General features: G+C 45.9%; 10 protein-coding genes. 6 read left to right on the top strand and 4 right to left on the bottom strand.

Annotated elements, in window-relative coordinates:
* Positions 1-289: 289 nt before the first annotated feature.
* A complete protein-coding gene (locus tag VF412_RS08660) occupies positions 290-1,924 on the top strand; it encodes a methyl-accepting chemotaxis protein (protein ID WP_331338835.1) in 1,635 nt (544 codons plus the stop codon).
* Between the two features lie 203 nt (positions 1,925-2,127).
* Here VF412_RS08660 and VF412_RS08655 read toward each other — a convergent pair whose 3' ends face one another.
* The 3 genes from VF412_RS08655 to VF412_RS08645 are packed head-to-tail and all read right to left on the bottom strand — an operon-like array spanning position 2,128 to position 7,414.
* Positions 2,128-3,945 carry an adenylate/guanylate cyclase domain-containing protein gene (locus VF412_RS08655; RefSeq protein ID WP_331338834.1) on the bottom strand — a complete coding sequence of 606 codons (1,818 nt, stop codon included), beginning with the start codon at positions 3,943-3,945 and terminating at the stop codon, positions 2,128-2,130.
* Positions 3,945-5,543, bottom strand: coding sequence for a hypothetical protein (locus VF412_RS08650; protein ID WP_331338833.1), 1,599 nt, complete (start codon positions 5,541-5,543; stop codon positions 3,945-3,947). The genes VF412_RS08655 and VF412_RS08650 overlap by 1 nt, the downstream gene beginning before the upstream one ends.
* Before the next feature lie 14 nt (positions 5,544-5,557).
* Positions 5,558-7,414 carry a fibronectin type III domain-containing protein gene (locus VF412_RS08645; protein ID WP_331338832.1) on the bottom strand — a complete coding sequence of 619 codons (1,857 nt, stop codon included), beginning with the start codon at positions 7,412-7,414 and terminating at the stop codon, positions 5,558-5,560.
* 108 nt (positions 7,415-7,522) lie between these two features.
* On the opposite strand from VF412_RS08645, the gene greB reads away from it, so the two are divergent.
* From greB to VF412_RS08630, 3 genes are all read left to right on the top strand, one after another.
* Positions 7,523-7,999 (top strand): transcription elongation factor GreB, encoded by a 477-nt coding sequence (gene greB, locus VF412_RS08640; protein ID WP_331338831.1) that lies wholly within the window; start codon positions 7,523-7,525, stop codon positions 7,997-7,999.
* Positions 8,000-8,125: 126 nt separating this feature from the next.
* Positions 8,126-8,644 carry a DUF3465 domain-containing protein gene (locus VF412_RS08635; protein WP_331338830.1) on the top strand — a complete coding sequence of 173 codons (519 nt, stop codon included), beginning with the start codon at positions 8,126-8,128 and terminating at the stop codon, positions 8,642-8,644.
* Positions 8,632-9,654 carry a YheT family hydrolase gene (locus VF412_RS08630; protein WP_331338829.1) on the top strand — a complete coding sequence of 341 codons (1,023 nt, stop codon included), beginning with the start codon at positions 8,632-8,634 and terminating at the stop codon, positions 9,652-9,654. Before VF412_RS08635 ends, VF412_RS08630 begins: the two co-directional genes overlap by 13 nt.
* On the opposite strand, the gene VF412_RS08625 is transcribed toward VF412_RS08630, so the two are convergent.
* A complete protein-coding gene (locus VF412_RS08625) occupies positions 9,643-10,401 on the bottom strand; it encodes a hypothetical protein (protein ID WP_331338828.1) in 759 nt (252 codons plus the stop codon). The two genes, VF412_RS08630 and VF412_RS08625, sit on opposite strands and share 12 nt — an antisense overlap.
* Here VF412_RS08625 and VF412_RS08620 point away from each other — a divergent pair.
* Entirely contained in the window at positions 10,392-11,909 is a 1,518-nt protein-coding gene (locus VF412_RS08620; RefSeq protein ID WP_331338827.1) for a flippase activity-associated protein Agl23, read from the top strand. The two genes, VF412_RS08625 and VF412_RS08620, sit on opposite strands and share 10 nt — an antisense overlap.
* Positions 11,909-14,137, top strand: coding sequence for a transglycosylase SLT domain-containing protein (locus tag VF412_RS08615; protein ID WP_331338826.1), 2,229 nt, complete (start codon positions 11,909-11,911; stop codon positions 14,135-14,137). Before VF412_RS08620 ends, VF412_RS08615 begins: the two co-directional genes overlap by 1 nt.
* The last annotated feature ends 24 nt before the right edge of the window (positions 14,138-14,161 follow it).

Raw genomic sequence — 14,161 nt, 5'->3', positions numbered from 1 at the left:
CGGAAAGTCGCAGTACTTCTAAGTGATTCAAGACGAGACCTCTTTGTTCCCATTACGGGAGAAGAATAATTGAGAACAGTTTCGTTTCGCTTTCTGAATATAAATCCTGTTTTATTAAAAGTGAGTCGAATCCAGTAATTGGCTCACAAAAATCAAGATATCTTGATGATTAAGGACCCTCAAATGCAACCAGGTTCATTTGAAGGCAGTAAATAAGGGATCAAAATTAAAATTTAACAGATATTTAGCCGAAAGGACTCATGGAGCTAGGACGTTCCAGGAGGTTCCAATGTCAGTTCGATTAAGTCTCAGAGCAAGGCTGCTTGCACTATGTATATTCCTTTTAGCAATCAGTGGCGTCGTTGGCGCGATTTCATATCACTCCCTAGGTGGGATGTCAGTGAGCTATAACAAGGTTCTGGATCTCAGTGTCCCTAAAATGAAGTTAGGGTACGAGATGATGTTGCACTATAGACGAGTGCGTATTTCTTTACGCACGATGGGCTTGCAGGGCATATCTGAAAAAGATGCTGACATCGCCTTGAAGGACGCAAAAGAAAATATTCAGACCTATGATAAGCTCACTGAAAAATACGTCAGCTATGGATTCACAGAGGGGCAGAAAGAACTTTTTGATAAGGTTGAATTGGCCTGGGTTCAGTTCAAAAAGGTCGGTGATGAAGTTGAGTCTCTTCATAAAGCAAACACTCCAGAGGCCAAGCAGCGAATGCTCGAAGTGTTCTTAAAGGACTGCCCCGAAGCTGCAAAAGTTTATACAGAAGCTGTAGACCGATTGCTGGAATTTCATCAGGCGGCGTCTAATGCCGATGCAGCAGAGGCAAAAGCTCTAGCTGAAAGTTCCACTCGTGCAATAACGCTAACTATTTTAGTTGGCATATTCTTGGGACTAGGCATCGGATATTTAATTGCCACAAGAGTGGCTCGCACAGTCGGGAAACTTTCCAACCAACTTGCTGATGGAGCGGATCAAGTCGCTCAAGCTTCTGAGCAAATTGCAGGATCTTCGCAGAATCTGGCCCAATCGACTGCGGAACAAGCTTCTGCTTTGGAAGAGACCTCTGCAACCATGGAAGAGCTCACTTCGATGGTGAGACTAAATAGTGAAAATGGAAAGCAGGCGGCTTCACTTGCAGCTTCTACTCGTGAGGTGGCTCTTAAAGGTGAGCGAGAAATCAAAGTATTAACGGATTCCATTTATAGTATTGCCGCTGATTCTAAGAAAATTGAAGAGATCACGAATGTCATTGATGACATTGCTTTTCAAACAAACTTGCTAGCCCTGAATGCTGCTGTTGAAGCTGCTCGTGCCGGGGAACAAGGGAAGGGATTCGCTGTCGTTGCGGAAGCTGTTCGCAGTCTGGCACAAAGAAGTTCTTCCGCTGCGAAGGACATTGCAGAACTCATCAAGAACAGCGTAGAGAAAATTGAAGCCAGCAGTCATCAAGCGAACCAAGGCAGTGCTGTTTTGAGTGAAATTGTTACGGCAGTAAAAAAAGTGGCGGATCTGAACAGTGAAATTGCCAATGCCAGCGAAGAGCAGAACAATGGCATCGCACAGATTGGTAAGGCGATGAATCAAATGGATCAAGTGACCCAGGAAAATGCCGCAGCTTCAGAGGAAGCGGCCGCCGCAGCAGAAGAGTTGTCAGCTCAATCTGTGAATTTAAAAAACAGTGTGAACCAACTTGAAGGCGAGATCTTTGGCGGCGCCAAGAGGGATGCTGTCAGTATGCCTGTCGCAGCATCGCAGGGTTCTCAACAAGTGAAGAAATCGACAGTTCCGAAACCTCCTGTGAAAGTAAAGCCCAATACCGTGACATCGGTGGTCTCGGCTCAAGAAATGATTCCATTTGATGATGGTGATGGCAGCGGCAGAAAAGTGGGAAGCATCGAAGGTTTTTAAAATCTCGGCCCACTTGAGACTCGTATTTCGACCAAGAATTCAAGTCTGCCTCTGCAACGGGGGCAGACTTTGACATTCATCCTTCAGACAGTAGAGCTACGACTGTCTCTGCTATAAAATAAAATGATTTCAAATTGCCGAACTTTACAAAGATATCAATAGTCCTAAGGGCAATGCCTTACACAGCTAGATCCGGCATTCAATCAAGCTGCGTCTTTGATTTTAACTTTGTCTGCTGCCTCGGCTTCGTAATCAGAGTACGGTGTTTTCACTTCAACGTAACTTCCATCAGCAGCCTTGTAACCTCGGACTTTGTACATCTTGATCGCCTCAGAACGGCCTTTCACTTCAGCCGCGCCAGCTAGTTCAGTCTTAAAGGCGTCGCCGACTTTTTCGATCACAGAATCAGTGACCAGCAAGTCGGCCCCGAAAGCTTTCGTTGAAGCTTCGATACGTGATGCTGTGTTGACCGTGTTACCGATGACTGTGTACTCCATGCGCTCGTCTGAACCGATGGTGCCCGAGATCGCTTTGCCCGCATGCAGACCCATACCGATATTGATCGCCGGTTGGCCGCGTGCGATGCGTTTTTCATTCAATGCATCAAGACCCATACGCATTTCAAGACAAGCTTGAACCGCATTGTGAGCATCCGTTTCAGAGCTGCGTGGGGCGCCCCAAACAGCCATGATCGCGTCACCGATAAATTTATCCACAACGCCACCGCGCGAATTAATAACTTTAACCATCACGCCAAAGTATTCATTCAACATTTCGACCACTTCTTCCGGAGAGCGCTTTTCAGAAAAAGCCGTGAAACCACGAATATCCGAGAAGAAGACCACCACGTCTTTGTTTTGACCGCCGACACCGATATCCTTGCCGATCAAGTCTTCCGCGACAGAAGAGCCGTGGAATTTCGAGAACAAGCTTTTTACTTTATCACGTTCCTTCAAACCCTCGGTCATGTGGTCAAAGGCTTCAGCCAAGTCGCCGACCTCGTCGTGAGAGCGCACTTGCGCGCGGGCTTTCACATCGAAGTTACCTTTAGAAACCATCTTGATCATCTCTGCCAATTTCTCAATCGGAGATGTCAGTGTCATAGAGAAGAGGAAGATAAAGAAAATTGCCATCGAGATCGCGGACCCAGCAACGAAGATCGCTCGGCGCTTTACTTCGTTAGAGACCTCGAGGATCGCGGCTTCGGATGTTTGAGATATAACCGTGATGCCAAAAGAAGTTTTCACCGCCGCACCGAAATAGTTCGCATTCGTATCAGGATCTAAGAACTTTGTTTGATACTGTGGCGACTTTTGTGCCATGGCTTTCATCACAAACGGGTAGTCGGCCATGCTAATGCGAGAAATTGCTTGTTGCTCATCTTTGTGAGCAAGCAATTCGCCAGTGCGATCGATCAAGTACTGAGTGCGCTCTGACGGATCTGTGAATGGTTTTTCAATTGGTGCCAGCGCCACGTCAGCCAAAACGATATGCGTAATGCGACCTTGGGCATCGCGCACTAAAGGCAAGCCCAATGTGATCATTGCAGGAGCTTTTGGATAAGAAGCATTCTTAATCTCGACGCTTCCTTGGGCGACAGAGCGAATCGGAAACTTCTGCCAAGCACGTACATTCACCATATAAGCGCCTGTTAGATTGTAAGGCTTAAAGACATCTTCTTTCACTTTACGGGCCACTGTTTCCACTGCGGAACCATCCAATTTCAAAACTTCGATGGCGATAAAGTTTTTATCTTTCGTAAAGTTGAAATCCAAATCGTCATTGGAACTGGCGCCCTTCATTAAAAGGGAGCCAGACACGCGGGCCTTATCCACCAAAGAGGCGATAATAGAATCAACCTCTTTCGCTTTTGCCGCTGTGGATTCCAAGTTCGAGATGTCGACTTGTTCCGCCGCCTTCTTCTCGAAGTACTTAGAGGAAATCCAAGTGATCGTTCCGGTTGAAGCAACCAGAATCAAAATCGTGACGGTGATGAGTTTGGTCGAAATAGGAATTCTCATCAGAAACTCCATTCAGCGAAAATGTTAAGGTAGTTACCGACAATTGTAGATTCATTGACGTCACCATCGACTGCAAAGTTGCTCGAGCTAGGAACCGCTTTATAAGACAACTTGTCTTCGCGGTGTGCATAGCCTGCAAGTCCTGTGAACGTTTTAGTGAATCGATAACTGCCTAAAAATCCAAATTGAGTTGAAAGAGTCGGCTGCAATGGTTCACCATTTGGCGTACTGATTTTCATCAACGACGTATAAAGGTGAGCATTGACCTGAAGACCAAACTTCGGAGTGATGGAATACCAGTACTCCGCACCGGCGTGAGGACCAACGGCGCTGATAGTATAGTCTTGTGAGGTGCCACTGAATGGATCGCCCACAGTTTCAGGAAGTTCTTTGTAGTAAGGTCCCACCTGAAAACGAGCTTCACCCCGGTCTCCTACAGCCATTCTGTAAACCGCATTCGCTTCCGCGGAAGCAAATGTGCGAGTTTTGCCTTGGAAGGTGAAACCACTCATGTCAACGATAGTTAAAAAACCCCAGTTAGTGAATGGACTTGTCCAACCCAAACCGGCGCGGGCGGTTCCACCAACGGCGCTATATGAAACAGTGGAGTTGTGTTCTGGATTCACACCCGAAAACTGCATTTGTGTGACGAGATAACTGCCAATCGCATACCAACCACTCAAACGCTCAATCGACATGCGCACCAAGGCGGTATATTCGGCCGCAGGCGAGCGATCTCCAGAGCGAACTTTGAAAGTTTCTTTTGCAAGTGGGGACGAGGGGCGCAAGTTTGATTTTGCACGAACGACCACCTGATATTTTCCACCCGGCCAAGCTGGGTCGAAAGCCAATGTGTTGTCTTGATAGTTTTCAAAGACTTTGAATTTTTCCCATTTCTTACTTTCAACGGAATATTTCAAAACATAAACGTCGTAAGCAGCAACGTTGTCAGGCTTGTCCCACTTCACGTCCCGCACGAATTCAGATTCGGGTTTGTCCACTTTAGGCAAAGCCAAAGGTTTACCAAGAACCGAAAACTGCGCGACAGAAACGGCGTCACTTTGAATACCTTCTTCATTCGTTGCGGAAACTTTCCAAGTGTAATTGGCGGCCACTGGAACTTTAACTTTGAATGAGTTGGTCTTAACATCTTCAGAAATTTTTGTTTTTCCATCTTCAGAAACCAAGTCGAAATGATATTTATCTGCACCACCCACAGGTTCCCATTGGAAAGTCATTTCCGTTGTGGATTCATCTTTTGTTGCAAAGCGGGCGTGGGCTGCCGGGAACTTCAAGACTGCTGACTCGAGACCTACGTTGAAATCGCTTGGAGGACTCCATTCACCGGGAACGCCACGATAGTCACGCGAGCGAAGCTTTAAAAGATATTTACCGGCCGCCAAACGACCGTTCCATGAAGGCTCTTTGACTTTGAAATTAAAAACTTTGCCTTTGCCGTCTTCTTTGACTTGTTGTAATTCGATTTCGTAAGAGTTCGCCCCCTCAATAGCTTCCCACTCGAAATTCACGAGACGACGATAGGGAGCTGCCCAGGCAGACTCTGTCGCCATCAAGAAAGTAAAAGAAAGAAGAAGCATCAAAGCACGAACCATCAATTCACCTTGATTTTCTTCACAGTAGGGGCGCGAAGGCCTGATTTGTCTGGAACTAGCAACTTGCGTGACGGAGAAATCTCGCTGGATCGGCCATAGTTGTCCACGGCAGAGATCTCGACATCGTATTCACCTGGCAGCAGATTGCGCAGTGATGTTGAAGTCACGTTGTATTTGCTGCGTTTTAATTGTTTGCCGTTCTTTTTCACAACAAGCCAGTATTCCTTGGCGCCCTCAACTTTTGACCACTCAAGAGTTGAACGACCGTCAATACCTGCTTGCAGGATGCCTTCAGCCGGCAAGAATGTTGGAGATTGCAAGATCGGTAATGGTGCAACATCCAAGGTTTGCTTTGTTGTACCCATCACTTGGCCGTCTTTGTCCAAAGCTTCTACGGAGGCAATATAACGACCTGGTTTCGGAACCGGTCTAGAGATTTTATTCTCTTTGACGTCAATGCCTGAACCCCAAGTTGGATTATTGTCTTCGCCATAGACTTTCACACGGTATGATGAAACCTTATCTGTTTTATCAACATTCCAAGTTAGACCCACTGTTGGTGAGTCGACATAATATTGTGGAGCTTGCGGCATTGTGAAGGCCACATTCACAGGAATCACCTCTGGCTTTGCAGCTTCAAGGTGGACTTGTGCCGTTGGTTTTACCGAGAACTTCTGAACCTTTCCAAGGAAAGGTTTCGTAGATTCCACATAATAAGAACTCATACGCCAGTAGTAAGTACCTTCTTTAATCGCAGGCAAAGTATAGGCTTCTTCTGAAGTAAAGGACTTCGTCAAAACTTTGTTCTTCAAGCCTGGATCAGTCCAAACTTCCAAAGTCACAGATCTTGTATCGTCACCTTTTTGCCATTTAAAGCTCATATCAAACGGCATTGTATTCGCTGGAATTTCAGCATCGGCTGTTGGAAAAACGACCGTCGGTGCATAACGCGCTAAGATTTCAGATCTAAAAGTCGGGCTTTCGCCGATGACTTGTTGATTCTGCGGGTTTGTTGCTACCAATTTCCAATAGTGTTTACCAAATGGAAGTTTCGCCGACAATTCGGACTGACCAGCAGGAGCTTTAGCTAGAAATTTCAAATCACGACGAGTTTCGCCAGTCCACAAAGAGACTTCCGAGTTCGTGGGGAAGCCTGTCCATTTAAATGGAATCTCTTTCAAATCCTCTGCATCCATCGCGATGGGTTTTGAAGGAGCCGGTGAAAGGATTTTCAAATTGCTTTTATTGAACTCAAGACCGGAGGCACCCAAAGCGCCGTAAGAACCTGTCGTAAGCTCTTTGCTTTGACCATCTTTACCTTGGATGGAAGCTTTACCTTCTAAGACTTGGACATCGACAGCATTGCCGCGGCCTTTCGAAAGAGACGCCGACGCGTGAGAGAGATCGACTTTACCATTGGCAGAAGAAAGCACCAAGCCAGGAGCTTTGTCAGCGCCTGCCGAGTTACTATCCGCTTTCGCATTAACGAAAAGACTACCTTCCATCAAATCCAAAGCGATTTCGCCCTCGGATTTTTTGATCACGATCAGTGACTCTGGTTCTAGATCTAAATAGCGATCTGAATCAGTGAATTGAATGCGAACCTCACCGCGTTCGGAAGTACGAACTGCTTCGCCGTTATACAAAGGTTCGCCGGTGTTCACGAGTTGCCATAACAAACGCGCAGCAGGGCGACGTTGAATGTCGTCGACAACCTTGCCAACATAAGCCAACGGTTTTTCATTGCCATGTGAATTTGCGCTTTGATCTGTGGATTTATACCAATAATAGGTGACGGCAAAAACTGATGACGAGCAGATGGCTGCTGTAACTAATCTCTTCCACTGTTTTTTCATCAGTTCCTCCCGCTCTTTTTTTCGGAATAAATGTCGGAATATTTTACGGAGCGAACGTCCAGGAAAGCCGATAGCCAAACGAGGGATTTTCGTCTAGAGTCTTGCACTATGGATAACAACAAAAACTACATTACGCCTGAAGGTCTAGCGAAACTCAAAGCCGAGTATCACCAGTTGATGCACGTCGAGCGTCCAAAGCTTGTTGAAGTCGTTGCCTGGGCCGCCAGTAATGGAGATCGCTCGGAAAATGCTGACTACCAATACGGGAAGCGTCGCCTGCGCGAGATCGATCGTCGTGTGCATTTTCTTACGAAGCGTATTGAAGACGCTGAGGTTGTCGATCCAAAAGTCATGAAGGGCCAAACCGTTTTGTTCAGCGCCACAGTGACTTTGTCGAATGAAGAAGGTGACGAACTTGTTTATCAAATCGTTGGTGAGGACGAATTTGATCCGAAACAGGGGAGGATTTCCTGGAAGTCACCCGTCGCACGTGCGTTATTAGGCAAAAAAATTGGGGATGAAGTTAAACTCATCAAACCTAGTGGCGAAGACTATGTAACTATCGAGAATGTGGAGTTTAAGTAAAAATTACAGGATCTGTCAGATCCCTCTGCTCTATATGCGTTTTATGAATCTCGTTATTCATAACAGTATTATTATTTGTCTTTGTCCGCGCTTTTGATTAGACAACCCTCATCTGGGGGGAAATCCATGAAAGCATTAAGCAAGATCGTTCTTTTAGCATTATCAGCAACATTGGCAATTTCAACTGCGCACGCGAAACACAGAAACGATGTTTACGATCCGCGCGATAGCAATCAAGGTTTCCGCGATAAACACAACTATCCTCAACAGAACGCCGACCAAAATAATGTTGTTGATACGAATGCTTCAGATGCAGACATTGTTCGTTTAGTAAACGCTCAAAAACGAGCGGACTTCGTAGAAGGCGGCGGAATGGTCGTAGTTAAGCTCTTGCCTGACGACAATTCTGGTTTGACACATCAAAAATGGATGGTTCGCCTTTCCAATGGCAAGCTGATGCAAGCTGTGTATAATACGGATATGTGCCCACGCGTTCCACTTCAAGTGGGCGACGTTGTGGCGATGGGTGGTCAATTTATTTGGACTAACCAAGGTGGTTTGTTGCACTGGCTTCACCATGATCCGCGCGGCAACCGTCCTGATGGTTACGTGATGGTTAACGGGAAATACTATTGCAAAGACTAAAGCTGATTCCATGTGAAGCTCCCTTCTGGGCCGCAAGCGGTCACGGACAAACTTTGTGGGGGCATTTCCTAAAATCACCTGAGTTGGAAAATCTAGGACAAAATATTGAAGTCGATCTTCCTGATGGGGATCGACTTTTTTGTTTTTATCATCAAGGCACGTCCGATCTTGTTGTCAGTCTTTATCACGGTCTGTCTGGCGACGTTTATGCCGACTATATGCAAAGAACAGCGATTCTTTGTAAAAAGCTGGGACACACCGTTGTTCTGGTAAACCATCGAGGCGCCGGTCACGGCGAGCATCACGCAAGACACCCCTATCATTCGGGTCGCTCGGAAGACGTCTCGGAAGTTTTAAAAGTTTTGCGCGCTAAATTTCCGGGGAAAAAACAAGTCGCTATCGGATACTCGATGAGTGGCAATATTTTGCTGTGTTTGGCGGGCGGTTTTCGTGGAGATATGAAACCTGATGGAGTGATCACAGTGAATGCTCCGCTAAATTTGTCGGCGGGGGCGCAGTTGTTACGCACGGGATTTAATCGTGTTTACGACATTCGCTTTGTGCATCGTCTTCGCAATAACATCGAAGGAAAATATCGTTCCGGCTTAATAGCAAAACATTATGAAATTCCACGCTGGGCTTCGATCTATGATCTGGATCGCATCTATACGGCAGAGGCGGGGGGCTTTAACAGCCGCGAGCATTATTATGAAAGCTGCTCCGCAAAACAGTATGTGCCGTTCATTGATGTGCCGACCTATTGTTTAACTGCCGCAGATGATCCCTTTGTTTCAGCAAGCGAATATCATTCTGCGGGATTTAATAAATATACACAGGTGCACATTGAAAAGCACGGTGGCCATTTGGGATACTTGTCGCGTACACCGACCCCATTGGGATCGACGCGTTGGATGGATTATTATTTGAATGAAGCGATTCAAGCTTTGGCGGAAACACTGGGTGTTGAGCGAGGAAGCGCTGTAGAAACAGAGCCGCTCTTATCTCGCTGAGGTCATCAAGTACCAGCGCTCTTTCCAAGTCGAATAGGAAGGGGATGTCGCACCCGAATCAAAAATTGGAACTTCAATGATTTTCATATCATCAATGGCCGTGCATTTTTGCAAAGCTGCACTTAGGTACCAACCTTTGACTTTCTTAGTGGCAAGTTCGCTGCGGATTTTTTCCCAAGCAGATTTTCTGATGGCTAAAACTTCGCACAATGGATCCTCTAAACTGTCTTTGCGATCTTTGCCGCGCAGAATTTGATTAAAGAAGTGTTCCGTGCGAACGCGGGGACTGACGGAAGATTGAAAGGGACTGTCTTTTTTGCTGTAACGATCGCCCCACACAATATCAGATTGCTCTTCAGCTATTAGATGCTGCCAAAGTTTAAAAACGTCCCCTAATGGCGAGGCCATTTCGGCGTTCAAAAGTAAAAGCGCTGGAGCTTGGCCTCTATTTAATCCTTGAATCATGCTCTGGGCGCGGCCTAGAACTTTCGCATTCTGTTCTAGACGCAGGCTTTCTTTTGCTGGTGAAAGTTTTTGCTGATCCTGAATAGCCTTCGCGCAGTCGCTGGCGCCCTTCTCCACGACGGCGATTACTTCGTAGTGTATTGGAAATTTCGCGAAAAAAGAACGAATGTCCTGCAAAAAAGTTGGGATCAAACCCGCATCCTTCGCGAGATAGAGAATGAGTGAGCAGTGAGGTGTTGACACAGAAGATTCCATCTTTACGATAAGTAGCAATGAAATCATCTCAGGTCACGAAATTCCAGCAGTACGTTCTTTGGCTTGTCATTCTGCTATTGGCGCTGACCAGCCGATTCTTTGAATTGACGAACAAGCCGATTCATTTTGATGAAAGTATTAACGGCTGGTTTGTCATGCAAATGGACAAGCTGGGATTCTACAAATACGACCCGAATAATTATCATGGCCCGTTGTATTTTTATATGCTTCAGGCCTATGAGTTTATGTGGGGACGAAGTGTAGCGACACTTCGCGCGTTGCCCGCAACATTCAGTGTTGTAATCGTGATGCTTTTCACGTTCAATTTTGTCCGTTCGCGGGTCTTCAAAAATGCGGTGCTACTATTTTTGCTTGTAAGCCCTGCGATGATTTTCTTTGGGCGTTCGGGAATTCATGAAACTCCATTTGTTTTTTTTCAAATCTTGTTTGGCTTGGGAATTTTGCGCTGGGGTGAAGAACAAGACGGAAAAGCACTCAGTCTTTTATTGATCGGTCTTTTCGGTATGATGACCTTAAAGGAAACGTTCACGATCACGTGCGCTTCATTTGTCGTCGGAATCGCTTTCTTAGGCCCCCAAGAATGGAAGCGTCAACTTTCCTGGAGTCAGTTAAAGCAGGCCTGGAGTATTGGTACTACAGCGTTGCTCGCATTTTTGTTGATTTTATTTTTCTTACTGTTCACAGGGTTCATGCGCAATCCTTCGGGAGTGGTCGACTTCTTCCGCGCTTTCTTGCCTTGGATGAAAACAGGTGTGGGCGAAACCGGTCACAATAAGGAGTTTCTTTACTGGGTGAAAGTTCTTTTTGAAGCGGAGCCGTTGGCAATCTTAGGGATCTTAATGGCTTTTGTCGGACTTTTTATGAAGGAAGCTCCGTTGCGCATGATGAGTGCCTATGCGCTATTTCAGCTTTTGATCTATTCGTTGATTCCATACAAAACTGTGTGGTGTGTTCTGACTCTAGTGTGGGGATTTTATTTCGTTCTTGCGATGTTCCTGCAAAAGCTTTGGCATGATGAAGATCGCAAAAAAGCGAAAATAGGCTTCATTGTGGCGATTTTGTTGTTCGTTCCGTTGCAACTGCGCAGTGATTATTTGTCTGTGTATCGTGAACCCATTTCTTTGGATCATCCCTATGTATATGTAAACTCCACTTACCAATTGAAGGAGCTTCAAGGCTTGATTACGGGTGTTCTTGAAAAGCATCCGGAGCTTCGTTCTGAAGTCATTCAAGTGGGTATGAAGGAACAATGGCCATGGCCTTGGGTTCTGCGTTATTTGCCTGGAGTGCATTACGACATTTGCGGTCGTCATTTACGTCCAAATGGACTGATTTATTTCTGTGACATGGAAGATCGAATTGAGGTGGAAGGACAGCTCAGTGAACAATATATTCGCTTGAGCATGCCTATGAGGCAGGCACGTCCGAACTCTTTGGTCTACTTACGAAAAAATGTCTTTGACGGAACTTGGCAGGGCGATTACGAAATCGTCGGACCTGATGGAGACTTCTAATGATTAGCGCTATTCTATTGAGCATCATGACGGCTCACGCGGCTGCGACTCCCGCAGTGGTTGTGCAAAAAATTGATTTGGATAAAGACCTGAAGGCTTCAGGTTTTGTGAATTTATATGACACTGATTCTGTTAAAAAAGCTGGAAAACTATCCCCCCTGGCGCAATTGAAAAGCTATGAGGTGCAGTTAAAATGGGGACAGTGTGTGGAGTTAGCGCCAAAGGTCTATGCTGCGCAAAAGGAAGTTCGCGGATGGATCGCATTGACTTGGTTGCATTGTTTGGCCCAAGGAAAGTTTGGGAACTCGGCGGCGGAGCAAAAGGCGTTAAGCACCATTTTTAAAAGCAAAGAACTTTTTCATGAAGGACCTTGGGCGCAAGAGTTGTGGCAGACCTGGGTGGACCGCGAACTGAGTCGTTTGCAGGTTCAAGTTAAAAACAAAAATAAAAGTGCTGCTGTAGAAATCGAAGAAGTCTTAGACCGTTCCGCAGAGCTTAGTAAAGAACAAAAATCTTTGGCCTATCAGCTTTTGGGTGATTTGGCTTTAGCCCGCAATGACTATAAAGAATCGCAATTCTTCTTTGAAGAAGCTCAAGCTCAAAAAGATTCCAAATATATTTCTGAAAAGCTCGAGTTCTTAGCAAAGACACAAGACCAAGAAGTCCCAGCAAAAAATGCGCCTCCGATTTTCGAAGCCATGGGCGATGATGGTAAATTGGAAGAGCGCATTCGTCAGTCACTCAAGCAAGGTGATTTGATTCCTGCGATGAAGGACTGTATTTCTTTATTGAATAGCTATCCGGGTAGCCGATCAGCACGTCGCTTGAAGGACAAGCCTTTAGAAATTTATAACTCACTTTCCGATGACGATGTCGTTCAGGAAAAGGCGTTGAGTGAAATGAAGAAGGCGGAAGCCTCTCGTTTGCTTGACTGGGCGCAATTTCTGCATCGCAAATTGGATTATCATGGCGCTTTAGAGTTGGCGAAGAAAGCATACGAAAAAAATCCGCAATCACCTAGTGTCACAAGCAGCTTGTGGATTGCAGGAAGATCCGCGCATTTTCTAGGTAAGTATGATGAAGCCTTGGATTTATATAATAAGTTAATCACCAACAATGGTGGCTCTGATGAGTCTGCAGAGGCTTTGTTTCGGTCAAGTTTGATTTACTTCCGCAAGAAGGACTACACAAGTTCTGCGGCTTTGCTTGAAAGATTGTTGCAACAAAACCGTGATCGCTATGACTTGAACGGACAGTACTGGTTAGTTCGCTCGCTTGAGATGACGAACAAAGATCGTGCGAAAAGTGCGGCGCAAGCTTTGATGGATAAATATCCGTTCTCTTATTATGGACTTCGTCTTGCTTCAGAGGCAAACAACGGAAAATTAAAGTGGCCGGTTAACAAAGACAAAGCACCTGACTTGAATTCTGAAATTTTCTTGGTGGGATCGCAAAAAGACACGTGGGCGCGCTTTGTGCTTTTGTCTGAGTCGGGATGGAGCACGGAAGCCCATGCCGAAGTACAAGATGGTCCTTTCATCAAGGACTCAACCTTGAAAATCAATTTCGCGAGAAAATTGGCAGATCGTCATCAGTATTTCACAGCCATTCGCTTAGTAAATGACGCTTTGGAAAATGATCCGCGTTTGCGTCGCGAAGAATTTGTGGAAATTGGTTTCCCAGAGGTTTATCCGGCTCTTTATGCGAAGGAGGGGACTCGTTATGGGATTGACCCCGTTTTGCTCAGAAGTCTGACTCGTCAGGAAAGTGGCTTTAATATGCGTGCACTTTCGACTTCGAATGCCATGGGATTGATGCAGATGATCCCGCCGACGGCTCAAGATATCGCAAAAAAGCTAGGGCTGCAGGTCAGTCTTCCGGATGATATGTTCCGTCCTGAGGTGAATATTCCGATGGGATCGTTCTATATCTCCCAGATGTTAGACCAGTTCCAGGGGAATGTTCCGTTCGCCTTAGTAGCTTATAACGCAGGGCCGTACAGATTGAGAAGTTGGATTGCCGGTCGTGATGAGGTGAAAGCTTTGATCTCTCAGGTATCCAGTGCCCCTGTGGATGAGCTGTGGTTTGATGAATTGCCTTGGAATGAGACGAGCTTTTATGTGAAGGCCATTCTTCGCAATGTGCTCATCTACAAAATGATCGGAAAAGACAGTTACAGTTTATCTCCGGTCCTTTGGCAGGATTTGCTGACAAAAAAGGCAAAATAAAGGCAAAAAATGCCGATGTTTGAT

Source organism: Bdellovibrio sp., assembly GCF_036384735.1.
Lineage (GTDB): Bacteria > Bdellovibrionota > Bdellovibrionia > Bdellovibrionales > Bdellovibrionaceae > Bdellovibrio.
The sequence above is the reverse complement of the archived record's forward strand: the minus strand, read 5'-3'. Positions and strand labels throughout refer to the sequence as shown.